We start from the raw sequence: 22896 nt of genomic DNA, 5'->3' as shown, positions 1-22896 counted from the left end.
ATAATCGGATGTAAGAGCGGCGTCACAAATTGCTGATCTGCTGCACCGGCAGACGCGCGCCGAAACGCGGCTTGTACGCCAGCCGGCTGGCTTCGAGCAATCGGACCGCGCGGTAGCGGTGGGGACGCTCCGGTTCGAGCAACTCCACCATGCCGGCGTCGTCGACCGGTGTGCCGATCAGCGTCCAGCCGATCATCTTGGAGATGTGGTAGTCCCCGATCGACAGCGCATCGGTGTCACCGAACGCGCGCTGCGCGGTTTCGGCCGCCGTCCACACTCCCACTCCGGGCAGCGTGGTGAGTGCGTCCCGCGCCGCGGGCACTTGCCGGGCGGACAGGCGTTCGAGCGCGTCGGCGCGCTGCGCGCATCCAACGATCGTTCGGGCGCGGCCGGGATCGACGTTGGCGCGGTGGAATTCCCACGACGGGATCCGTCGCCAGACCTCAGCCGGTGGCGGCACCCGCATCCGGGCGGGAGCCGGGCCCGGCGCCGGGGTTCCGAACTTGGTGACCAGTAGCCGCCAGGCACGAAAGGCGTCGGCGCCGGTCACCCGCTGTTCGATCACTGCGGGAATCAGGGCCTCGAGGACTCGCGCGGTGCGGCCGAGCCGAAGGTGCGGGACTCGTTTGGCTGCAGCTTGGATCACCGGGTGCTGTGGACGGTAGGCACCGGGGTCGTCGTCGACGCCCAACAGTGCGGGCAGCGCCTCGACGAACTCCTCGGCGCCGTCACCCCATGCCTGGCATCCCACGGCGTCGGGCGCGGTGCGATAGATCCGCGCAGTCACCGGCCCGCTGGCCTGCAGGCTGGTGCGCCAGATCGACCGGTCGGCATCCAGTTGGTAGCACGGATCGCCCGGCCCGCGGCGCTGCGGTGCCAGCGTCAGCCCCGGGCTGGCTGGACCGGGGAAGGTGAGGATCCGCTGGACGGCCACCTGCTCAGTCCGGCGCGACGCTGATGTCGGCTTTGTTCGGATAGAACGCCACGTGACCGGCAATCGCCGCGACTGCGGGATAAGGCTCCTCGTATGTCCAGATCGCGTCCTCGACTGTGGTGCCTCCGGCGTTGACGCTGTAGTAGCTGGCTTCCCCCTTGTACGGGCAGTAGGTCCGGGTGTCGGTGCAGCTCAGTACCGCGGGGTCGACGTCTCCGAGCGGGATGTACTGCACCACGGGATAGGTGGATTCGGCCAGGCCGAGCGCGGCACGGGTGTCGGCGACAAGCGCGCCGTTGACCCGGACCTGCACGCGGCCCGCGGTCGGGGTGATCGTGATCGGGTGCTCGGCGGTGGGCTCTTTGATCTCACGTGTGCTCATCGGTGTCCCTCCTCAAGGCGTAGTCGGTGCAACACCGTCGCACCCCCATGATTCCCCGTTCACGGGCGGCGGGCGATCGCGTCGGCGACCACCGCGATCGGTGAGGTACTGGACCGCCCACCCTCTTCATGCCGGTCGGCCAGCTTGTAGGCGGTGTACATGCCGCGCACACCCAGCCACCGCAGCGGCTCGGGTTCCCACGTGGCCGAGTGGTGACCGACCCAGGGCAGCTCGGTCAACGGCGTCGACCGTTTGAGCACGAGGTCGGTCAGCGTGCGCCCGGCCAGGTTGGTCGCGGTCACGCCGTGGCCGACGTAACCGCCAGCCTCGCCGAGTCCGGTGACCGGATCCAGGCTGACACCGGCCGACCAGTCACGCGGCACACCCAGAACGCCGCACCACCCGTGGGCGATCGGTACCCCGCGGGTCTGCGGGAGCGCGGTGTTGAGCACCCGGGTCAGGTAGGCGATCGTGTCGGCGCCGACGGCCCCGTCGTGATCGATGCGGGAGGCGTAGCGATACGGCACCGCCCTGCCCCCGATCGCGATGCGGTTGTCCGCGGTGCGCTGGGCGTAGAAGAACCCGTGCGCCAAGTCGCCGAGCGTTTCCCTGCCGGCCCAGCCGATCTGAGCCCAGATGTCGTCCGGCATCGGCTCGGTGGCGATCATCGCGCTGTTCATCGGCAGCCACCGGCGCCGCAGTCCGGGCATCCGCGCGGTGAATCCCTCGGTGGCGCGCAGCACGACCGGTGCTCGCACCGCACCCCGCGGGGTCTGCGCCCGGCCGGGGCTGATCGTCGTCACCGGGGTCTGCTCGTAGATGGTGACGCCGAGGCGTTCGACGACGTCGGCCAGACCGCGGGTCAACTTGGCCGGCTGGATCCGCGCGCAGTGCGGGTTGAACGACCCGAGCACCAACCCGTCGACCCGAACCCGCGCGGCGGCATCGGCTGCGGTCAGCAGCTCGATTCCGTCGGTGCCCCACTCGCGGTCCTCGTCCGCCTCGGCGCGCAGCCGGCGCGCCTGCGCCGCGTTGCGCGCGACCTCGAGGTTGCCGCCCTTGACGATGTCGGCCTCGATGCCTTCGTGCGAGGCCACCGCGATCACCTCATCGACGGCGGCGTTGAGGGTCTGCTGCCAGGCCACCACGCTGTCTCGCCCGTATTTCTTGGCCAGCAACCCGCGGTGGCCGGGCGCGAGCCCGGACAGCCAGCCGCCGTTGCGTCCCGATGCGCCGAACCCGGCGAACCGCGCCTCCAGCACGGTGATCCGCAGCGAGGGGTCGGCCTTTTTCAGGTAGTAGGCGGTCCACAATCCGGTGTAGCCGGCGCCGACGATGCAGACGTCGGCGTCTCGGTCGCCGGGGAGGGCGGGGCGTGGTTGGGGAAGCTCGGTGAACCAGTGCGACACCGCGCCGTTGATCGTGACCATGTCAAGAATCTAGAACGCGTACCGGTGGTACTGCGCCATCATTTTCAGCGCCGGTATCGCCGACATGACCCGGGCCATCACCCGATACTCGCGCGGCACCGCGTGGAAGCTGGGCGATTCGAACGGCGACACCCACGCCAGCAGCCGCACACCCGGTACCGCGTCGACGATGTCGCGGGGATTGTCGATACCCCAGTGCAGCGTCGACCCCGATCGGCGGACCACGCTGTTGAGCCACTGACTTCGTATGCCCCAGCGGCTGAATGCGTCGAATTGCAGCTCGCCGGACGGGAAGCGGTCGACGATCCGCCGGAGCAGCGCGAGGCCGTCCGATTTGGTGAGGTACATCGTCAGGCCCTCGCCCAGGGCCAGCACCGGACGGTCGGCCGGGATCTGGTCGAGCCAACCGGGTTCGGTGACCGAGGCGGCAATCCGGTGGTAGTGCAGCCGCGGCGGGTAGAGCTGTTCGCGCAAGGCCATGATCGACGGGTAGTCGACGTCGTACCACTCGACGCCCGGGCCCGGATCGACCCGGTACACCCGGCTGTCCAGTCCGGCACCCAGGTGGACGACGACAGCACGATCATGGCGGGCCAGAAACTGACGAGCCCAGATGTCGAAGTGCAGCGAACGGGTGGTGACCGACGGTGACGTCCGGTCGGTGATCGTCGTCTGGGACCAGTCGTAGTCGATGCGGGCGACCGCTTCGGCGGCCCACACATCGCCGAGGATGGGCTGTTCCCGTTGGGCGTCAAGGGCTTTGGCGTACAGCGTCGCCAGCATCGTCTGCGGCGGACCGTGCAGATCGACGTCGATTTTCGACACCCGACAAGGCTAGTCCGATCTCACTGAACTACAAGCTGTCCGTGCATCGTCGGGTGGTAGTTGCAGTGGTAGGCATAGGTTCCCGGCTGATTCGGCGCGGTGAATGTGGCGGTGCCCTTCTCGTCGACCTCGACGTTGAACGCGTTGCCGGCGTCGGCGGTGACGGTGTGTTCGACCCCGTCGGAATTGGTGACGGTGATCTTGGCTCCCGGCGTGACCGCTGCCGGCGAGGTGAACTTCATGTCGGAGATGCTGATCGTCGAACCGGCCGTAGGCGGGGCAGACGGCGGTGCGGCCTTGGTTCCCGCCGAGCACGCCGCCACCAGCAGGACGGCAGCGATCGCGACGGCGGCGGACAGGGCAAAGATGCGTGGCGTCATACGCGGGACACGTATTGGCCGTCGAACCGGTTCAGCGCCGGGTCAATCCGTCCTCGCCACCTTCGCCTGCCGCTTGGCCTCCCGCAGTCCGACCCAGAAGCGTGCCGCCTCGCGGATCGACTCCTCGACCGGGCGCGGCTGCCAGCCCAGTTCTTGAACGGCCTTGGAGCAGTCCAGCGGTCCCTCGGCACGCATCAGCCGCAACGAACCGAGCGACAGCTTCTCGTCGGTGCCACGCAGCCGGGCTTTCGCGGTGCCCATGGCGGCCAGCGCGTAGGCCATCGGCAGCGGGATCGTCTTGGCCGGCGGCGGCATCTTGGCCTCCAGCGCGGCGATACGCGCCACCTCGGCATTGCTGATCATCTTCTCCGAGATCAGGTAGCGCTCCCCGACCCGGCCACGCTCGGCGGCCAGGATCATCGCGCGGGCAGCGTCGTCGACCCCGACCGCTTCCAGCTCGATGCCGCCCATCACGAATGGCAGCTTGCCGAAGGCAGCGCCGGCGATGATCGCGCCATGCGGGGTGCGCCCCCAGTCACCGCCGCCGTAGGTGGTCGACACGCACATCGCGATCGCGGGCAAGCCCTGTTCCCGCGCGTACCGCAGCACCAGTTCCTCGGCCTGCACCCGCGAGCGGACATAGGGGGTGAGCCCGCGGTCGGTGATGATGTCGGTTTCATTGACCGTCCGGCCACGTTTACGCCCGACAGTGACGTAGCTGCTGGTGAAGATGAACCGATGCAGCCCAGCGGATCCTGGGGCAGGAGCGGAGCGACCCGGGGAAAATTCGAGCGCAACATTGAGGACGTTGCGGGTGCCCTCGACGTTGGTGTGGAACAGCGGCGCGGGGTCACTGAGCCAGCCGCGGGTGTCGACGACGCAGTAGTAGACGTCGTCGACACCGGCCATCGCCTGACGCAGCACGTCGTTGTCCCAGATGTCGCCGATGAAACGTTCTACGTCGCGGTCGTCGATCGAGATGGTGGAAGCGTTCGGCCGCACCATGACTCGAACCTGATGGCCGTCGGCGACCAGCTGGCGCGTGACGTGCGACCCGAGGAATCCGTTGGCTCCGATGACGAGCTTGGGCGCGCTCACTTGAAGCCTCCGTTGGCGCGCATCCAGGCCGCCGCCTCCGCGTCGAGGGTCCCGAGCTTCTCGGCTTTCTTGCACCACTTCATGCCGGCTTGCAGGAAGCGCAGCGGGTTGTAGATGTCCTCCTGCCGCGACCACAGCCCATCGCCGGCGTAGGTGACGATCGAGATGTTGGTGGCGCTGATGATCGTGCCGTCCCCGGGGTCGCGCATCGGGTTGTCCAGCTCGCAGATCACCCGGCCAGTCTCCTCGTCGAACACCTTCCACAGCGACGGGAACTCGGTCATGTAGCTGCCGGGAAAGCTGCCCATCGTCTTGGTGATCCAGGCCCGCACTTTGTCGCGGCCCTTCATCGTGCCCATCGCGTGCTCGATGTAGTCGACGTCGGGGGTGTAATGACTCACCCAGGCGTCCCAGTCTTGGGTCCGGGCCGCGTCGTCGACCGTCTTCTCGAAAACTGCGAAGGCTTCGGTCAGTTCTTCACGGGAGAATCGCGCCACCCACAAACTAGAACACGTTCTATCTGCGTTTGTCGAGCTTTTGATCGCAGGCAGGAGGCATTTCTGACGGAACGGTGACGTGGGAATCCTTGACGACCCTTCAACCGTTAAAAGAGCATGTCGCATGACTATCACCGCAATCCCGCCGCGGTTTCCGCGCTGTCCCCGGAGCAATACCGGGTAACCCAGGAGAACGGAACCGAGCGGCCCTTCACCGGCGAGTATTGGGACAACCACGAGCCGGGCATCTACGTCGACGTCGTCTCCGGCGAACCGTTGTTCGCCTCGGTCGACAAGTTCGACAGCGGCTCCGGGTGGCCCAGTTTCACCAAGCCGATCGAGAAAGCCAACGTAGTGACCAAACGGGACTTCAGTCACCTGAGGGTTCGCACCGAGGTCCGCTCGGCGGCAGGCGACAGCCATCTGGGGCATGTCTTCAAAGACGGGCCCCGCGCGCAGGGCGGGTTGCGCTACTGCATCAACTCCGCTTCGCTGAAGTTCATTCACCTCGACGACCTCGAGGCGCAGGGCTACGGCGAGTACAAGAGCTTGTTCGAGACTTCAAAGGAGGACGCATGACCGAGACCAAGAGGGCGATCCTGGCGGGCGGTTGCTTCTGGGGCATGCAGGATCTGATCCGCAAGCAGCCCGGCGTGGTGTCCACCCGCGTCGGGTACACCGGCGGCCAGAACGATCACCCCACCTATCGCAATCACCCCGGCCATGCCGAGGCAGTCGAGATCGAGTACGACCCGGCGCAGACCGATTACCGGGCGCTGCTGGAGTTCTTCTTCCAGATCCACGATCCGAGCACGAAGAACCGGCAGGGCAACGACGTCGGGACCAGCTACCGGTCGGCGATCTTCTACCTCGACGACGAGCAGAAGCAGGTCGCGCTGGACACCATCGCCGACGTCGACGCGTCCGGGTTGTGGCCCGGCAAGGTTGTCACCGAGGTGACGCCGGCCGGCGATTTCTGGGATGCCGAGCCCGAGCATCAGGACTACCTGCTGCATTACCCGAACGGCTACACCTGCCACTTCCCGCGGCCGGGCTGGAAGCTGCCCAAGCGGGCTGAGGTCTAGTCACGCTGCACCCGCCGACTGTGCGGTCCCGTACGCAACACACCGTCGTGGGCGTATCGGGACGCACATTCGGTCGGGTTTCAGCCGCGCCGGTGTACGACGACGCGGCCACCCTTCTTCGGGGTGAACGCCACGCCGCGGGAATGCCACTTCTCCCCCGGCGCCGCGGTGGTGGCAATCGTGAAGTGCCGCAACACAGTCCGTAGCACGACGTCCATCTCCATGTTGGCGAAGGCCGCGCCGATGCAGCGGCGGGTACCGCCACCGAACGGGACCCAGGCGAACGTGTTGGGCTTGGCGTCGAGGAACCGCTGCGGGTCGAAACGCTCCGGATCGGGGAACATCTCCCGGTTCTCGTGCAGCTGGTTCAGGCTGACCATCACCGAATAACCTTGCGGCACACGCCAATCGCCGAGTTCATAGGTCGGCACCGCGACGTGGCGCCCGGAGAAGTCGATCACCGTCCGGTTGCGCTGGACCTCCAGGATCGTGGCCTGCCGATAGGCGTTGTCCTCGGTATCGGCCTCGGCGACCAGCCGGCTCAACACCTCGGGATGGCGCGAGATTCGTTCGAACGCCCACGCCAGCGTCGACGCCGTCGTCTCGTGACCGGCGGCCAGCAGGGTCAGCAATTCGTCGCCGATCTCGCCGCGCGTCATCTTTGAGCCGTCTTCGTAGGTGCTGCGCAGGAACAGCGACAGCACGTCGGTGCGGTCCTCGAAGTTGGGATCGTTCTGTGCCCGACTGATCAGCGTGTCGACGAGCGACTCGTATTCGCGGCGGTACTCGACCAGACGTCCCCATGGCGTCCAGGGCAATTCGCGCTTCGGCGAGGGCAGCACCGCCAGCCGCGATCCCAGGGTCACCCACTTCGGGATGAGCTCGCGCAGTCGCTGGAGTTCGAAACCGTCGGCGCCGAAGATGGCTCGCAGGATGATGTTCAGCGTAATGTGCATCATCGGTTCGAGTGTTTCGAATTCGATTCCCTGCGGCCAGGATTCGATCTCGCGCAACGTTTCCTCGACCACGATCTGCTCGTAGGCCCGGATGCTCTTGCCGTGGAACGGCGGGGTGAGCAGCTTGCGCCGCACCCGGTGCTCGACCCCGTCGAGAGCGAACACCGATCCGGGTCCCAGCAGCCGGCTCAGGTTCGGCTGGATGTTGTAGAGGATGTCGGGGCTCGTGGTGAAGATCTGCTTGGTCAGCGCCGGGTCGGAGACCACGACGGTGTTGCCGAACACCGGTATCCGCACCGTGAGGCAGCGCCCGTAGCGTCGGGTCAGCCAGTCGGTCGTGGGCCGACGGGCGAGCATGAAAGCCAGGCTGACGAGCGCATTCGGCAACCCCGGGGAGGGCGGCAGCTTCGGATCGACGCGGACCGGCGCTTCGACGGTTGGCGCTTCGCTCATCGGTGGGGCCCTCCCGGGATTCGCGTGGTACCGCGTTGTACCACTGGCTTGTGAGGTACGGTACCCCTCGGTACCAGCCCTGACAAGAGCAGCCCGTGAAAGGAGGTCGGATGACCACGACGGCCGTTGATGACTCGCCCGCCGTCGGCCGCAACGACGACTTCCGGCGGCGATTGCTCGATGGGCTGGCGGCGTCGATCGAGGAACGCGGCTACCGGGACACCACGGTCGCCGACATCGTCCGGTATGCCAGGACCTCCAAGCGCACCTTTTACAGCGAGTTCTCCACCAAGGAGGATTGCTTCGCCGAGCTGCTCACTGCCAACAACGACGAACTCGTCGAGACCATCAGCGCTGCCGTCGACCCGCAGGCCCCCTGGCATGAGCAGATCCGCCAGGCCGTCGTCACTTACGTGCAGCACATCGACGAGCGACGGGCCATCACGCTGAGCTGGATCCGCGAACTCCCCGCTCTCGGCGAATACGCCCGACCGACGCTGCGCCGCGGGTTCGCCCGGCTCGCCACGATGATCGTCGACCTGTCCGCCAACGACGGGTTCCGTTCCGCCGGTCTTCCGCCGATCTCCCACGCGGTGGCCGTCATTCTGGTCGGGGGCTTGCGTGAACTCACCGCCCAGACCATGGAGGACGGCGATCCCGCCGCCGACATCATCGAACCCGCGCTGGCCGTCTCGCTGGCCCTGCTGGGACCGAAACCTACGGTTTGAGAACGACTTTGAACATGCCGTCGGCTTTCTTCTGGAAGGTCTCGTAGGCCTTCGGCGCATCCGACAGCGGCAGCCGGTGGGTGGCGAAGGTGTCCACGCCGAGCGGATCGTCGTCGGTGAGCAGCGGCATGATGTCGGGAATCCAGCGCTTGACGTTGGCCTGACCCATGCGCAGCTGGATCTGCTTGTCGAACATCACCATCATGTTGATCGGGTCGGCGGCACCGCCATAGACACCCGACAGTGACACGGTCCCGCCGCGGCGCACCACCGCGATCGCGGTGTGCAGCGCGGCCAGCCGGTCCATTCCGGCGTTGCGCATGACGGCCCGGCCTACCGGCGAGGGCAGGAAACCCGCTGCGGTCTGGGCGAATTCAGCGACCGGCGACCCGTGCGCCTCCATGCCGACGGCGTCGATGACGGAGTCGGCGCCGCGACCCTCGGTCTGGTCCTGTATCCGCTCGACCACATCACCCGCGCGCAGGTCGATGACGTCGTCGCAGTAGGGCCGTGCCCGCTCCAAGCGGTCACTCACCAGGTCCACGCCGATCACCCGATACCGATTGCGGTGCGCGGCGATCCGGCAGGCCATCGCCCCGATCGGTCCGAGGCCGAGCACCACCAGGGTGCCACCGTCGGGTACCTCGGCGTACTCCAGCCCCTGCAACGCGGTGGGCAACACGTCGGACAGGTAGACGTACCGGTCGTCGGCCCCGCCGACCGGGACCTTGATGTGGGTGTAGTTGGCCTGCGGCACGCGCAGATACTCCGCCTGCCCACCGGCCACCTCGCCGTACAGCTTCGAGTAGCCGAACAGTGCCGCGCCGGTACCCTGGTCGCGGTTTTGTGTTGTCTCGCACTGGCTTTGCAGACCCTGGCCGCACATGAAGCAGTGGCCACAGGAGATGTTGAACGGAATCACCACGCGGTCACCGACTTTGAGCTGATCCACCTCGCCGCCGACCTCTTCGACCACACCCATGGCCTCGTGCCCGAGGATGTCCCCCGGAGACATGAAGGCACCGAGCACCTCGTACAGGTGCAGGTCGGATCCGCAGATGTTGGTGCTCGTGACGCGGATGATCGCGTCGGTCGGCTCCTTCAACTGGGGATCGGGAACGGTGTCGACCGAGACATTGCGACGGCCGTGCCAGGTCACTGCGCGCATGAGTTCCTCCTCGAACGTGGGTCAAGGCCCGCATGCCCGCTCGTCAATTCCTCAAACATAGTGCGGCGTGACGAACGCGAACGCGCGCGGAAATCCCAGGCGCGCCAACCGGCCGTCCCGAACGTCGTCGATCGCAATATCGAGCAGCGCGGCCGAGGACGGCTCATAACACCGCAGCGCGGCGCCCTCGATCTCGACGATCAGCATCCAGTGCCGCGGCAGCACCGCACCGATCAGCATCGCCACCGGCCAACCCGCGGCCACCGCATCGCAGACGTCGGCCAGTCGGTCCCCACACCGGGCCGGCCGCCACCGGTAGCGAACACCGCGGGCGGCGCTGTGCGCGGTCATGGCCCGCGCGACCGCGGCCGGGGTGGTCCCCAAGGCGCGCGGCCACACCATGTTCACCGCCCGGTGCACCCGGGCCTGCTCGGCGTCGAACCACCGTTGCGGGTGCTCGGATCGCAGTGGGGTGCCGTAGTCGGCATCGAGCAGCGCACCCGCCATCACCGCGACACTCGGCCCACAGCTCACACCGTCGCGCTGGCGCGGCCACCCGGACACATCCATCTCCCTCGACGGAGTTTCGTTCTCTGCCGGTGCGGTAACTCCCATCGCACCCATCCCTGCACACTGTGCCGCGCTTTTGCGCTTTTGAGAAAGGATCTGTCATGGCGCTCGACGACGACGACATCACGACCTCCACCCCGGGTGGCGAAGGCACCGCTGACGGCGGTTCCAACCCCGAGGGCCACGACGGCGGCGCCGACGGAACCGCGGGTGGTAGCGGCGAAGGCCCGGCCGACGGTGGTTCGAACCCCGAAGGCCACGACGGCGGCGCCGACGGAACCGCCTGACCTTCCCCATGCTGAGCCGCTGCAGTGCGGTCGACGCCCGGACGTTCGCCGATCAGTACTGGGGCCGTCGGCCGTTACTCAGCACATCCGTCGACCTGCCCCGGGATTTCAGCGATCTGCTGTCTCCCGGGGCGGTCGACGAGTTGATTGCCGAGCGCGGTGTCCGGGCGCCCTTCCTCAGGCTCGCCCGCGACGGCGAGATCCTGGGCAAGGACTGCTATCTCGGACCGGCGGGGTTCGGCGCCGAGATCGCCGACCAGGTCGACTCGGCGAAGGTCTTGGCCGAATTGGCCTCGGGCGCAACAGTTGTCCTGCAGGGCCTGCACCGGTTGTGGCCGCCGCTGATCGACTTCGTACGGGAGGCGGTCGACGACCTCGGCCATCCGGTGCAAGCCAACGCCTACATCACGCCGCCGGGCAGCCGCGGCTTCGATCCGCACTACGACGTGCACGATGTCTTCGTGCTTCAGGTGTCCGGGCAGAAGCGCTGGGTGGTGCACGAACCGGTGCACCACCATCCCCTGCCGTCGCAACCGTGGACCGAGCACCGGACCGCGATCGCCGAACGGGTGCGCGACGAGCCGTTCATCGACACCGTGCTGGCCGCCGGTGACGCGCTGTATCTGCCGCGGGGCTGGCTGCATGCCGCCGAGGCACTCGATACGACGTCGATCCACCTGACCATCGGCGTCTCGGCAACAACCGGCCTGGACGTCGCGCGCGCCGTGCTTGACGAGTTGTCGACCATCGAAGCCTTCCGCCAACCCCTACCGATGGGTGTCGCTCCGACCGATCGGGACGAGGCCGTCGCCACGGTCACCAAGGTGATGGCCGAAGTGGTTGCGGCCTTGCAAGACAACGCCGCCGCACTGAGTTCCGGGGCGGCCGCCCGGTTGTCGAACCGCTATGCCACGCAGACTCGGCCGGTTGCGGTCCGTCCGTTGGCCAGCCTGACCGCCGCTGCCGAAGCCGATATCGAGGTCTGCTGGCGACACGGGCTGGTGAGCACCGTCGAGCACACCGAAAACCGGGTGGTGCTGCGGCTGCCCGACCGAACCATGACCTTCCCCACCTCGTGCGCCGAGGCCCTGCACGCGCTCCACCGCGGTGACGTGCTGCGCTCCGCCGGCCTGCCGGGGCTCGACCCGGCCGACGGCGCGGTGCTGATTCGGCGGCTGCTCAAGGAAGCGGTGGTCGTCCCCGCGCCTGCCCGATGAGCAGAGCCGGGCAGGGCTGCAGCGACCAGTCGCTGGCCCGGAACGACCCGATGTACGGAACCGCGTCGGCCGGCACCTCGTGGCTACTTCTCGAATTGTCCGGCGGCTGGGGTCCTTCGGCGTTTCTGCAGTCGCCGGCCTGCATCGACCCGAAGCTGGGGCTAGCCGTCGTCCGGCGCGCCGAGGCGGCGGGCATGCGCATTGCGGCGATCCGCAAACACGGCCGCCGGACGGCCGCCCCGCGCTGGCGCTGGTTCATCGCCCAGTGCGCGGTCGGTAGTGAGGCGTTGTACGGCGGGGAGGTCGACGACCCGCGCGGATATCTTGAGTTAGCGCTCGACGGCTCGGACGGCACGGCCTCGACGGATCCGCTCGTCGCCGTCTGCGCCCACGGTCGTCATGACATGTGCTGCGCGGTGCGCGGCCGCTCGGCCGCGGCGGCGATCGACGCCGCCTACCCCGAATTCGCCTGGGAATGCTCACATCTCGGTGGCGACCGGTTCGCCGCCACGATGCTCGTGCTGCCCACCGGACTGTGCTACGGGCGGGTGGACAGCACCGACGCCGCGGAGTTGGTGGGCCGCTACCTGGACGGCCGGCTCAACGACGAGTTCCTGCGCGGTCGGACATCGCTGCCCCACCCCGTCCAGGCCGCGCAACACTTCGCCCGCGCGGAATTCGGTGACGACCGCATCGACGCCTTTCCGCCGCTGGACATCGAGCCGGGTGACGGCACCGTCCGGGTGGTGCTCGGCGCGGATCCTCCCGTCGAGGTGGTGCTCAACGAGGAGCTCTCCGAGCCGCTGCTGTCGCAGTGCCACGCGAAAACGCCGGGGCGCGTGCGCGTTTACACGCTGGCATCGCTCAGGACGGTGGAAAGCCGCCTGTCGCCACCGGACCCCAGCGCTGCGGAGTGACCCGGATCAGGCACTTGCCCTGTTTGACCATCGCCTCGCGGTATTCGTCCCAGTCCGAGTGCTCGCCGGCCACAGCGCGAAAGTAGTCGACCAGCGGTTCGACGGCGTCGGGCAGTTCGATCACCTCAGCGGGCCCGTCGATCTGAACGTAGGCGCCGTTGAACTCGTCAGAGAGCACCACCACACTGGCGCGCCCGGTACGACGGATATTCGCCGACTTGGCTCGCTGCGGGTAGCTGGCGATCACCAGGCGACCCTGTTCGTCGACCCCGCCGGTCACCGGCGAACTCTGCAACGATCCGTCGGCGCGGAAGGTGGTGAGCACCATGTGGTGGCGAGGACGGACGAACTCCAGCAGCTGCTCGAGGCCGACGCTGTCAGCGGTGGCGAACTTGGGCGACATATTGCCCACTCTAGGCCTGCCGCACGGGCGCACGGCGTACGTTTGTCACTGACCTCAGGAGGAAGCCATGGGCACCATGCGCGCGGAGCGCTTCTACGCCGACACCAAAACCGTTGTGCTGGAGGATGTCCCGATCCCCGAGCCGGGCGAGGGTGAAGTGCTGGTCAAGGTGGCGTTCTGCGGGATCTGCCATTCCGACCTCAGCCTCATCAACGGCACCTTCCCGGCCCAGCGTCCGGTGGTGATCCAGGGACACGAAGCGTCCGGAACCATCGCCAAGCTGGGCCCCGGGGTGACCGGATGGTCCGAGGGCGACCGCGTGGTCGTCGCCGCAGGCCGGCCCTGCGGGGCGTGCGCCAACTGCCGCCGCGGTGACATGGCCAACTGTCTGCGGATGCAGCTGATGGCGTTCGCCTACGACGGCGCCTGGGCGGAGTACACCGTCGCGCAGGCCACGGGCCTGACACGGGTGCCGGACAACGTGCCGTTGGAGCAGGCCGCGATCCTGGCCGACGCGGTGTCGACTCCGTTCGGTGCGGTGGTCAACACCGGCAAGGTGGTCATCGGCGAGTCGGTCGGGGTCTGGGGTGTGGGCGGCGTCGGCACCCACATCGTCCAACTGGCCCGGCTGGTCGGCGCGGTTCCGATCGTCGCGGTCGACATCAACCCGGCGGTCCGCGACCGTGCGCTGGAACTCGGCGCCGACTACGCATTCGATTCGCGCGACCCGGATCTCGCCGACAAGCTCGGCGAGGTCACCGGCGGCCGGGGACTCGATGTGGCGTTTGACGCCGTCGGGCTGAAAGTCACGTTCGAGCAGGCGCTGAACTCGCTGACCGGTGGTGGCCGGCTGGTCGGCGTCGGTATGAGCGCCGAGTCACCGACGGTGGGGCCCACATCGATGTTCGGCCTGACGCGACGGCAGGCGCTCGGCCACCTCGGTTACCACAACAAGGACATCGAAACGCTGGCGCAGCTGGTGTCCCGGGGTCGGCTGGACCTGTCCCGATCGATCAGCCAGATCATTCCGCTCGAGGACATCGCCGAGGGCATCCGCATTCTCGACGAGGCCGAAGGCAATCCGATCCGGGTGCTCGTACAGCCTTGAGCGAGGCCGGAATCGCCGAGCGTCACACCAGCGTCACGCTGGGTGCCGAACGCAACTCTGGTGTGACGTTCGGTGCGACAGCTCATGCCGAACACTGAACTACCGTTCGACGCCCGGGAGCGCGTGGCGCTGTGCGATCTCTTCGACCGCCTCGGCCCGGACGCACCGACCCTGCTCGACGGCTTCACCACCAAACACCTCGCGGCCCACCTCCTGCTGCGCGAGCGAGATCCCATTGCTGCGCCCTGTCTGGTCTTGCCGGGTCCACCCGCCCGGTTCGCCGAGCGCCGCACCGCCGCCATGGTTCGCCACCGAGACTTCCCCTGGCTGGTCGCCCGACTTCGACACGGTCCCCCTTTTGGATTCTTCCGGCTCGGCTGGGTGCGCGACTTCCCCAGCCTCAACGAGTTCTTCGTCCACCACGAGGACGTCCGGCGCGCCAACGGCTTGGGACCTCGTGATGACCTGCCTCCGGACCTCGAGGACGCGCTCTGGCGCAACGTCGGACGCGGCAGCCGATTTCTGTCCCGCCGGCTGTCCGGCATCGGGCTGGATATCGGCTGGGCCGGGACAGCGCAGCGGATCACAGTCCGCGCCGGGGAGGCGACTGCCGAGCTCAGTGGCTCGCCGGGTGAACTGCTGCTGTACCTGTTCGGACGCCAGGACGCGGCGCGGGTCGATGTCCTCGGCCCGCCGCACGCCGTCGCCGCCGTGCAGCGGACACGCTTCGGGATGTGACTCCTGCGCCGAACGTCACCCGAGCGTCACGCTGGGTGGCGACCGCGACTCTGGAGTGACGCTCGGCGTTCATGTCGACGTCGCATCGCCGCACGGCGCGAACCGCGCAAAGTGACTAAGCTGGCGAGCTTCTCCGGAAGGAGTGCACATGTCCGCTGCAGCACAAGGCCCCGGCCACATCCGGTTGACGTCGCACCGCGGCGCCGACGACGCGCTGCCGATCAGATGGGGCGCAGCCACCGCCGCTGAGCGCGGTCCCCTGATCGGCACGACCAGTACGCGCAGCCACCGCAATGTCGTCGGGACCCACAGCGGTTCCTACAGCGTGTACCGCGCGCTCGCGGTGGCGGCCGGCGCGCTGTCCCGCGACCACCGGGCCGATCTGACCAACACCGCACCGACCGACCTCATCGGTCCGTATCCCCAGTGGAGTCGTCCCGAGGCGATCGTCAGCCTGGACCCGTGGGGTGCGATGGTGGCCGATGCGTTCGCCGCCGAACTGGCCGCTGGTCAAGACATCCGGCCGACCATAGCGGTGACCAAGGCGCACGTGATCCTCCCGGAGATCGCCGACGCGATCGGCAAGGGCCGGCTGGTTCCCGACGGCCGGGTCTTGCTGCCCGGGGCGCCGCATTGGTGACGAAGGCGGCGATCGAACCGGTCTGGTTCCTGCCCGGCGTGGCAGAACGCTTCGGCTGCAGCGAAGCCCACCTGCGGCGGGTGCTGTTCGAAGAGACCGGCGGCATGTATCCGGAGCTGGTCACGCGCGGCGATCTCGAGGTGTTCCTTCCGCCCATCGGCGGCCAGACCCTCTACATCTTCGGCAGCCCACGTGATCTCGCCGATCCCGAGGTCGAGCTCACCGCCCGGGTGCACGACGAGTGCAACGGCTCCGACGTGTTCGGCTCCGACATCTGCACCTGCCGGCCATATCTTACGCACGCGATCGAGGAATGCATCCTGGGTGCGCAGCGCGGCGGCGTCGGGCTGGTCGCCTACTCCCGTAAGGAGGGGCGCGCGCTGGGGGAGGTCACCAAGTTCCTGGTCTACAACGCCCGCAAGCGGCAGCAGGGCGGTGATACCGCCGAGGGTTACTTCGCCCGCACGGAATGTGTTGCGGGGGTTCAGGATATGCGGTTCCAGGAGTTGATGCCCGATGTGCTGCACTGGCTGGGGATCCAGAAGATCCACCGGTTGGTGTCGATGAGCAACATGAAGTACGACGCCATCGTCGGCTCGGGAATCGACGTGGGCGAACGGGTCAACATTCCCGACGAGCTGATCCCAGCGGACGCCAGGGTGGAGATCGACGCCAAGATGGCCGCCGGCTACTTCACCCCGGGTCCGGTACCCGACGCCGAGGAGCTGAAGAAGGCCAAGGGCCGCGGGCTGGACCACTGATGGGCTCGGCCACCGAGATCGGCGTGGACAGCCCGCCGGGGGCTGCCGCGGCGTTGCGCAGCACCCGTGCCATCCGCGAGCGAGCCGCTGTCTTGACCGACCGGGCGCGTGCCGGCCAGTCACGGTGGTTCACCGTGGACGACGGCGCCCTGCACTCGGCGGCCGCCCTGGTGGCCGACGTGACCCGAAGCAACTATCCGGATCTTCGGATCCCGTTCCACAGCCGCTGGCGCCACTTCGAGGCGGGCGGCGTCGACCGGAAGGCACTTCTCGGTGACGCCGACCCCCGCGCCCTGGTCGATCTCACCGTGGTCAGCGTGCTGCTCGACGCCGGCGCCGGACCCGCCTGGTGCTACACCGAGCCGGGGACGGGCCTTCGACTGAGCCGTTCAGAAGGGTTGGGGGTAGCCAGCTTTCACGCCTTCACCGCGGGCCTCTTCTCCTCGGACGCCGATGATCCGCTGCGCGTCGACGCGCCCGGGCTCGCCGGTATCACCACGCATCAGTTGGCGGAGGCATTCCAGGTCGGCGAGGCCAACCCCCTTATCGGGCTCGACGGCCGGGTCGCGCTGCTGCATCGGCTGGGCGCGGTCTGCGCTGCCTCGCCGGAGATCTTCGGAGCCGACGGCCGGCCCGGCGGGTTGCTCGATTTCGTCGGCGGACAGTCAGTACCCGCGCACGACATCCTGTCTGCAGTCCTGACCGCACTGGCACCGATCTGGCCGGGCGGCAGCAGGATCGGCGATCAGCCGCTCGGCGACTGCTGGCGGCATCCCGCACTGGACGGTCCAGGGCTCACCGCGGGCTGGATGCCGTTCCACAAGCTGTCGCAGTGGCTCACCTATTCGCTGCTGGAACCGTTCAGCTGGGCCGGCGTGACGGTGACCGACCTCGACGAGCTGACTGGGCTTCCCGAGTACCGCAACGGCGGACTGCTGCTGGACACCGGCGTGCTGCGGCTGCGGGACGGCAACGACCGAAGTCTCACCGCCGCAGACGAATTGGTGGTCGAATGGCGGGCGCTGACGGTCGCGCTGCTCGATGAGCTGGCGCCGTTGGTGCGCGCACGACTCGGCGTGGACGCCGCAGAGATGCCGCTGGCGCGGGTGCTCGAGGGAGGCACCTGGGCGGCGGGTCGGATGCTGGCCCAGCAGCATCGCGGTGGGCTGCCGCCGCTGTCCATCGTCAGTGATGGCACGGTGTTCTGATGCGCGACGTTCACGTCATCGACCACCCCCTGGTGCAGCACAAGTTGACCTTGATGCGACGCAAGGAGACATCCACCAACACGTTTCGGCGCCTGGCCAACGAGGTGGCCACGCTGCTGGCCTATGAGGTGCTGCGCGACACGCCGACCCACGAGGTCGCGGTGGAGACTCCGCTGGAGACGACCAGCGGCACCGTCATCGACGGCAAAAAGCTGGTGTTCGTCTCGATCATGCGGGCGGGCACCGGCATCCTCGACGGGATGCTGACCGTCGTGCCCGGCGCCCGGATCGGCCACATCGGCTTGTACCGCGACCCGAAAACCCTTGTGGCCGTTGAGTACTACTTCAAAATGCCCAGCGACCTGCACGAGCGCGAAGTGGTCGTGGTCGACCCCATGCTCGCCACCGGTAACTCGGCGGTGGCTGCGGTGGACCGGCTCAAGGAATTCCGGCCCCGCTCCATCAAGTTCGCCTGCCTGCTCACCTGCCCGGAAGGCGTCGCCGTCCTGCACGACGCGCACCCGGAGGTGCCGATCTACACGGCGGCGGTCGACCGCGGACTCGACGAGCAGGGCTACATCGTGCCGGGTCTCGGCGACGCCGGTGACCGGCTGTTCGGCACGAAGTAGCCGCGATTCCCCTTACCCTTGATCGATGGTGCCTGCGCAGCCCCCGACACCGCGTGCTCCGGCAACCCTCGACGAGGAACTGCTGCACTGCCTGGGACCGGGTTTTCCCGACTTCGCCGACAGCGATCCCATGCGGGTGGCCCGCATCCGCGACGAGATCGCCTACGGCTTCGCCGCTCTCGCGGACGTCGCGCACGCGGTGTCGATTTTCGGGTCGGCGCGCACGCCGACGGATGATCGCTATTACGCTCTGGCCCGCGAGGTGGCGAAATGCCTGGGAGACCGCGGATTCGACATCATCACCGGCGGCGGTCCGGGCACGATGGAGGCAGCGAACCGGGGAGCGTGCGAAGCAGGTGTGCGGTCCATCGGCCTGAATATCGAGCTGCCCCATGAGCAGAGCGTGAATCCGTTCGTGACCGTACCCCTGCGGTTCCGGCACTTCTTCGTCCGCAAGTTGATGTTCATCCGCTACGCCTCGGCGTTCGTCGTGTTTCCGGGCGGCTTCGGAACACTCGACGAACTCTTCGAGGCGCTGACCTTGATCCAGACCGGCAAGATCCTGCATTTCCCGGTGGTGCTGGCCGGCTCACAGCACTGGAGCGGGTTGGCGAATTGGATACACGACCAGCTGCTGGCCTCCGGGATGGTGTCGGCCGAGGACCTCGAACTACTGACGGTCGCCGACGATCCCGACGTGATCGCTGACATCATCGATCGAACGCACCGCCATCAGACCGAGACCTATCAGTCCGCGACCACCTAGGCGTCGCTTCGCGGCAGGGCGACCAACGGTCGCAGCCGGCTTTCCGAGACGACGTCGATCATGCGCGTCAACGGCCGTCGCAGCAGCACGTATCCGACGAAACCCACCGCCGCCCCGAGCGCAAACCCGGCCACCACATCTTGTGGGAAGTGGGCAGCCACGTACACCCGCGCACAGCACATCAGGACCGACGCGAGCAGGGCGACAATGCCGAGGCGCCGCTGTACCAGCCATACCCCGACCGTCGCCGCACCGGCCATGACCGCGTGGTCGCTCGGGAATCCGGCATCGGTGTTGCAGTGCAACACGACGATGTCGTGTAGCGCGTTGCAGGGACGCACCTCGGCGACGGCATCGGCGATCGGCTGGTTGATCGCCAATACCGCCAGCACCCCGAGGGGCGCCCACACAGCGGCGGCCATCTTCGCGGAGCCCTGACCGCGGGCGACCCACCAGCCCGCCAGGATCAGCGCGGCGAACAGCGCGGTCCCGTAATTGGCGTACGCCGCCACGATTGGTTGCAACCACGGGGTGTCCCGGGCGAACTGGTTGACGGCGTAGAAGATTCGGGTGTCGAGTGGCACGGTGAGTCCGATCGCTTGGTGACTGGCCATCATGGCCCGGCCGGGGCCGTCAGGGAAAGGGGCTTACAGCGTCCTTTCAGCCAATGGTCAGGCGGGAATGGGTCAATGGCTGATGTGACAACGACGATTTCGGCCGAGGCGCCGGAGGACTCCGGCGAAGTAGGCCCGTCACCGGTGCGGCCCTCGCTACGAGAGCGGATCGGACTGGCGGTCCTGCTGGCCGCGACGGCGGTCATGTACCTGTGGAACATCACCATCAACGGGATGGGCAACCAGTTCTACGCGGGCGCCGCGCAGGCCGGTTCCAAGAACTGGGAAGCGCTGCTCTTCGGCTCGCTGGACTCGCAGAACTTCATCACCGTCGACAAGCCCCCGGTATCGCAGTGGGTGATGGGATTGTCGGGTCAACTGTTCGGCTTCAGCAGTGCCAGCATGCTGGTGCCCGAGGCCCTGATGGCCGTGGCGACGGTCTGGCTGCTCTACGCAGCGGTCACCCGGATCAGCGGCCCGCGAGCGGGCCTGCTCGCGGGGGCGGCGCTGGCGCTGACTCCCGTGGCCGCGTTGATGTTCCGGTTCAACAACCCCGACGCCGCGATGGTGCTGCTGATGATGGCCTCGGCGTACTGCACGGTGCGTGCGCTCGAGCGGGCCAGCGGCAAGTGGCTGGCATGGGCGGGGGTCGCGCTGGGATTCGCATTCCTGGCCAAGATGCTTGAGGGCCTGATGATCGCTCCGGCGATCGGTCTGGCTTACCTGGTCGCCGCGCCGACGACGCTGCGCCGCCGGGTGCTGCACCTGCTGGGTGCCGCGGCCGCGTTCGTGGTGTCGGCCGGCTGGTTCGTGGTGCTCACCCTGGTGTGGCCGGCGTCATCGCGGCCCTACATCGCCGGCTCGACCGACGACAACTTCATGAATCTGGTGCTGGGCTACAACGGTTTTGCGCGAGTGCTTGGCCGCAATCACCAGAGTTTCGGACCGAGCGACCCGCTCGGCAACTCGGTCGGCAACGGGCTGCGGCACGCCGGCGGCTTCGGCGGGATGGGCAACCAGAAGGAAGGGTTGAGCCGCCTGTTCACCGGCGAATTCGGTTTCGAGATCGGCTGGCTGATTCCCGCAGCGCTGCTCGCGGTCCTGCTCGTGTTGATCGCACGCGGGCGTGCACCGCGCACCGATCTGGTTCGCGCCGGGGTGCTGCTGTTCGGCGGCTGGCTGGTGATCGACGGTCTGGTGCTCAGCTACATGAAGGGCATGGTGCACCCGTATTACTGCCTCTCGCTGGCGCCCGCGGTCGCGGGCACGGTCGCCATCGGGGCCCACGAGATGTGGGTACGCAGGCAGTCATGGTTCGGCCGGATCGGGGTGACCACGCTGATCGTGGTGACCGGCATCTGGAGTTGGGTGGTGTTGGGCCGCAACGCCGACTGGATGCCGGCCTTGCGATGGACGATCCTGGTCGGTGCCGTTGTCGCTGCCGTCGTGGTCGCGGTGTCGGCCTCGCGCCCGCGCCGGGTGGCGGTGGCCGCCGCCGTACTGGGTGTGGTGGCGGTGCTGGCCGGCCCGACCGCCTATGCGGTGGCCACGCTGGGTACGCCGCATCGGGGTGGCGGACCCACCGTCGGGCCGTCTCGGCCGAAGACCGGTTCCGAAGCGGGTTTCGGTGAGTCGAAGGACAATCCGAAGTTGGACGATCTGCTGCGGGCCACCACCACGAAGTGGTCGGCGGCCATCTCGGGTTCGTCGGCCGCGGCCGGTCTCGAATTGTCCACCGGCACTGCCGTTATGGCGATCGGCGGCTTCACCGGAAGTGATCCGGCGCCGAGCCTGGGCCAGTTCAAGGCGGATGTGTCCGCGGGTGAGATCGCCTACTACATCGTCGAGAAGGACTGGCGCGGAAAGGCCGGGGGCTGGCCCGGCACCACTCGCAGCCACAGCGGCATCACCGACTGGGTGGCCGCGACATTCCCAGTCACCCAGGTCGGCGATACCGACGTCTATGATCTGTCGCGGCCCAAGTGATCAGGCCGCCTCGACCAGCGCCTCGTCCTCGCGCCGCTGGCGGGTGGGCAGCGCCAGTTTGACGATCTTGCGCACCACGGTGGCGAACTGCTTGGGCAGCGGCCCCGAGTTGTAGGGAATGCCATACCGCTCGCACACCTCGCGGACGTGGGGGGCCATCTCGGCGTAGCGCCGGGCCGGGACGTCGGGGAACAGGTGGTGCTCGATCTGGTGGGACAGGTTGCCCGACAGCAGGTGGAACAGCTTGCCGCCGGTCAGATTCGCTGAGCCCAGCACCTGCCGAAAATACCACTGGCCGCGCGACTCGTTGCGAGTCTCCTCGACCGTGAATTCCTGTGTGCCATCCGGGAAATGGCCGCAGAAGATGATCATGTACGACCAGACGTTGCGCATCAGGTTGGCAGTCATGTTGCCGGTGAACACGAACGGCGCCATCGGGCCGGCCAGCAGCGGGAAGGCCACATAGTCCTTGAGCAGCTGTCGGCGGGTCTTGCGCCAGATCTCGCGCAGCACGTCCCGCTTGTCGTCGAGCGAGATCTCCCCGGAGCGAATGCGTTCGGTCTCCAGTTCGTGCAGCGCGACCCCGTATTGGAACAGCACCATCAGCAGGAAGGCGTACACCGGGTTGCCGAGGTAGTACGGATGCCAGCGCTGATCGGGGCTCATGCGCAGGATGCCGTAGCCGATGTCGCGGTCCATGCCCACGATGTTGGTGAACGTGTGGTGGGAGTAGTTGTGCGAGTGCCGCCACTGGTCGGCCGGGCAGGCGGTGTCCCACTCGAACGTGCGCCCGCGCAGCGCCGGATCGCCGGTCCACTCGTACTGCCCGTGCATGACGTTGTGGCCGATCTCCATGTTGTCCAGGATCTTCGAGATCCCGAGCAGTGCGGTGCCTGCCAGCCAGGCCGGCGGGAAGATGCCGGCCATCAGCAGCGCACGACCGCCGATCTCCATGGCGCGCTGGGTCTTGATCACCCGGCGGATGTAGTCGACGTCGGTCTGGCCGAGGTCGGCGATCACCCGGTCGCGGATGGCGTCGAGCTCCCGGCCGAACTCATCGGCCTGCTCGCGAGTCAGTGTGATGTGTTGCTGGGTCATGGTTTTCCCTTTCAGCTC

At 67.7% G+C, this 22896-nt stretch carries 24 protein-coding genes and 2 pseudogenes; 13 read left to right on the top strand and 13 right to left on the bottom strand.

Going from position 1 to position 22896, the window contains the following annotated elements; translation table 11 throughout:
- Positions 1-22: 22 nt before the first annotated feature.
- The 7 genes from K0O64_RS00870 to K0O64_RS00840 form a co-directional block, all read right to left on the bottom strand.
- Positions 23-934: a DNA-3-methyladenine glycosylase family protein gene (locus K0O64_RS00870; RefSeq protein ID WP_096309547.1), complete on the bottom strand. Its 912-nt coding sequence runs from the start codon at positions 932-934 to the stop codon at positions 23-25.
- Between the two features lie 4 nt (positions 935-938).
- Positions 939-1316 (bottom strand): DUF427 domain-containing protein, encoded by a 378-nt coding sequence (locus K0O64_RS00865; protein WP_071948186.1) that lies wholly within the window; start codon positions 1314-1316, stop codon positions 939-941.
- A 59-nt stretch (positions 1317-1375) separates the two neighbouring features.
- Complete coding sequence (locus K0O64_RS00860) at positions 1376-2746, bottom strand: NAD(P)/FAD-dependent oxidoreductase (protein WP_096309546.1); 1371 nt, start codon at positions 2744-2746, stop codon at positions 1376-1378.
- Between the two features lie 9 nt (positions 2747-2755).
- Entirely contained in the window at positions 2756-3529 is a 774-nt protein-coding gene (locus tag K0O64_RS00855) for a class I SAM-dependent methyltransferase (RefSeq protein WP_071950175.1), read from the bottom strand.
- Between the two features lie 62 nt (positions 3530-3591).
- Positions 3592-3951, bottom strand: a complete 360-nt coding sequence (locus K0O64_RS00850; protein ID WP_071948188.1) for a cupredoxin domain-containing protein — start codon at positions 3949-3951, stop codon at positions 3592-3594.
- A gap of 42 nt (positions 3952-3993) precedes the next feature.
- Complete coding sequence (locus K0O64_RS00845) at positions 3994-5049, bottom strand: NAD-dependent epimerase/dehydratase family protein (protein WP_096309545.1); 1056 nt, start codon at positions 5047-5049, stop codon at positions 3994-3996.
- On the bottom strand, positions 5046-5546 hold the full coding sequence (locus K0O64_RS00840; protein ID WP_096309544.1) for a nuclear transport factor 2 family protein: 501 nt from the start codon (positions 5544-5546) through the stop codon (positions 5046-5048). The genes K0O64_RS00845 and K0O64_RS00840 overlap by 4 nt, the downstream gene beginning before the upstream one ends.
- 117 nt (positions 5547-5663) lie before the next feature.
- On the opposite strand from K0O64_RS00840, the gene msrB reads away from it, so the two are divergent.
- Both msrB and msrA read left to right on the top strand, forming a co-directional pair.
- The gene (gene msrB / locus K0O64_RS00835) at positions 5664-6125 is read left to right on the top strand and encodes a peptide-methionine (R)-S-oxide reductase MsrB (RefSeq protein ID WP_096309543.1); all 462 of its coding nucleotides are present in this window, start codon (positions 5664-5666) and stop codon (positions 6123-6125) included.
- A complete protein-coding gene (msrA, locus tag K0O64_RS00830) occupies positions 6122-6631 on the top strand; it encodes a peptide-methionine (S)-S-oxide reductase MsrA (RefSeq protein WP_096309542.1) in 510 nt (169 codons plus the stop codon). The genes msrB and msrA overlap by 4 nt, the downstream gene beginning before the upstream one ends.
- Positions 6632-6711: 80 nt before the next feature.
- Here msrA and K0O64_RS00825 read toward each other — a convergent pair whose 3' ends face one another.
- Entirely contained in the window at positions 6712-8040 is a 1329-nt protein-coding gene (locus K0O64_RS00825) for a cytochrome P450 (RefSeq protein WP_096309541.1), read from the bottom strand.
- Positions 8041-8150: 110 nt separating this feature from the next.
- Between K0O64_RS00825 and K0O64_RS00820 the strand changes: the two genes are divergently transcribed.
- On the top strand, positions 8151-8768 hold the full coding sequence (locus tag K0O64_RS00820) for a TetR/AcrR family transcriptional regulator (protein ID WP_071948194.1): 618 nt from the start codon (positions 8151-8153) through the stop codon (positions 8766-8768).
- On the opposite strand, the gene K0O64_RS00815 is transcribed toward K0O64_RS00820, so the two are convergent.
- Both K0O64_RS00815 and K0O64_RS00810 read right to left on the bottom strand, forming a co-directional pair.
- Complete coding sequence (locus K0O64_RS00815) at positions 8758-9936, bottom strand: alcohol dehydrogenase catalytic domain-containing protein (RefSeq protein ID WP_096309540.1); 1179 nt, start codon at positions 9934-9936, stop codon at positions 8758-8760. The genes K0O64_RS00820 and K0O64_RS00815 overlap by 11 nt on opposite strands.
- Positions 9937-9987: 51 nt before the next feature.
- Complete coding sequence (locus K0O64_RS00810) at positions 9988-10506, bottom strand: hypothetical protein (RefSeq protein WP_220046454.1); 519 nt, start codon at positions 10504-10506, stop codon at positions 9988-9990.
- 101 nt (positions 10507-10607) lie between these two features.
- On the opposite strand from K0O64_RS00810, the pseudogene K0O64_RS00805 reads away from it, so the two are divergent.
- The 3 genes and pseudogenes from K0O64_RS00805 to K0O64_RS00795 all read left to right on the top strand — a co-directional run.
- Positions 10608-10790, top strand: a pseudogene (locus K0O64_RS00805) (BatC protein); the annotation flags it as partial.
- Positions 10791-10801: 11 nt separating this feature from the next.
- Positions 10802-12010 carry a cupin domain-containing protein gene (locus K0O64_RS00800; protein ID WP_071948198.1) on the top strand — a complete coding sequence of 403 codons (1209 nt, stop codon included), beginning with the start codon at positions 10802-10804 and terminating at the stop codon, positions 12008-12010.
- Entirely contained in the window at positions 12007-12927 is a 921-nt protein-coding gene (locus K0O64_RS00795; RefSeq protein WP_220045920.1) for a ferredoxin family protein, read from the top strand. Before K0O64_RS00800 ends, K0O64_RS00795 begins: the two co-directional genes overlap by 4 nt.
- Here K0O64_RS00795 and K0O64_RS00790 read toward each other — a convergent pair.
- Positions 12875-13330, bottom strand: coding sequence for a PPOX class F420-dependent oxidoreductase (locus tag K0O64_RS00790; protein ID WP_071948200.1), 456 nt, complete (start codon positions 13328-13330; stop codon positions 12875-12877). The genes K0O64_RS00795 and K0O64_RS00790 overlap by 53 nt on opposite strands.
- Before the next feature lie 67 nt (positions 13331-13397).
- On the opposite strand from K0O64_RS00790, the gene K0O64_RS00785 reads away from it, so the two are divergent.
- From K0O64_RS00785 to K0O64_RS00760, 6 genes and pseudogenes are all read left to right on the top strand, one after another.
- The gene (locus tag K0O64_RS00785; protein ID WP_071948201.1) at positions 13398-14438 is read left to right on the top strand and encodes a zinc-binding dehydrogenase; all 1041 of its coding nucleotides are present in this window, start codon (positions 13398-13400) and stop codon (positions 14436-14438) included.
- An 84-nt stretch (positions 14439-14522) separates the two neighbouring features.
- Positions 14523-15176 carry a TIGR03085 family metal-binding protein gene (locus tag K0O64_RS00780; RefSeq protein ID WP_220045919.1) on the top strand — a complete coding sequence of 218 codons (654 nt, stop codon included), beginning with the start codon at positions 14523-14525 and terminating at the stop codon, positions 15174-15176.
- Positions 15177-15324: 148 nt separating this feature from the next.
- Positions 15325-16577 (top strand): annotated as a pseudogene (locus tag K0O64_RS00775) (GTP cyclohydrolase II).
- Positions 16577-17785: a URC4/urg3 family protein gene (locus tag K0O64_RS00770; protein ID WP_220045918.1), complete on the top strand. Its 1209-nt coding sequence runs from the start codon at positions 16577-16579 to the stop codon at positions 17783-17785. Before K0O64_RS00775 ends, K0O64_RS00770 begins: the two are co-directional and overlap by 1 nt.
- Positions 17785-18414, top strand: coding sequence for a uracil phosphoribosyltransferase (gene upp, locus K0O64_RS00765; RefSeq protein WP_220045917.1), 630 nt, complete (start codon positions 17785-17787; stop codon positions 18412-18414). The genes K0O64_RS00770 and upp overlap by 1 nt, the downstream gene beginning before the upstream one ends.
- 25 nt (positions 18415-18439) lie before the next feature.
- Complete coding sequence (locus K0O64_RS00760) at positions 18440-19180, top strand: LOG family protein (RefSeq protein ID WP_220045916.1); 741 nt, start codon at positions 18440-18442, stop codon at positions 19178-19180.
- Here K0O64_RS00760 and K0O64_RS00755 read toward each other — a convergent pair.
- Complete coding sequence (locus K0O64_RS00755) at positions 19177-19794, bottom strand: phosphatase PAP2 family protein (RefSeq protein ID WP_225933590.1); 618 nt, start codon at positions 19792-19794, stop codon at positions 19177-19179. The genes K0O64_RS00760 and K0O64_RS00755 overlap by 4 nt on opposite strands.
- A 75-nt stretch (positions 19795-19869) precedes the next feature.
- On the opposite strand from K0O64_RS00755, the gene K0O64_RS00750 reads away from it, so the two are divergent.
- Complete coding sequence (locus K0O64_RS00750) at positions 19870-21780, top strand: ArnT family glycosyltransferase (protein ID WP_096309532.1); 1911 nt, start codon at positions 19870-19872, stop codon at positions 21778-21780.
- Here the strand turns inward: K0O64_RS00750 and K0O64_RS00745 are convergent, their stop codons facing one another.
- Positions 21781-22878: a fatty acid desaturase family protein gene (locus K0O64_RS00745; protein WP_096309531.1), complete on the bottom strand. Its 1098-nt coding sequence runs from the start codon at positions 22876-22878 to the stop codon at positions 21781-21783.
- Positions 22879-22896: the final 18 nt, after the last annotated feature.

The organism is Mycolicibacterium pallens (genome assembly GCF_019456675.1).
Lineage (GTDB): Bacteria > Actinomycetota > Actinomycetes > Mycobacteriales > Mycobacteriaceae > Mycobacterium > Mycobacterium crocinum.
Note: the sequence above shows the minus strand (reverse complement) of the source record. Positions and strands in the feature narration are given on the sequence as shown.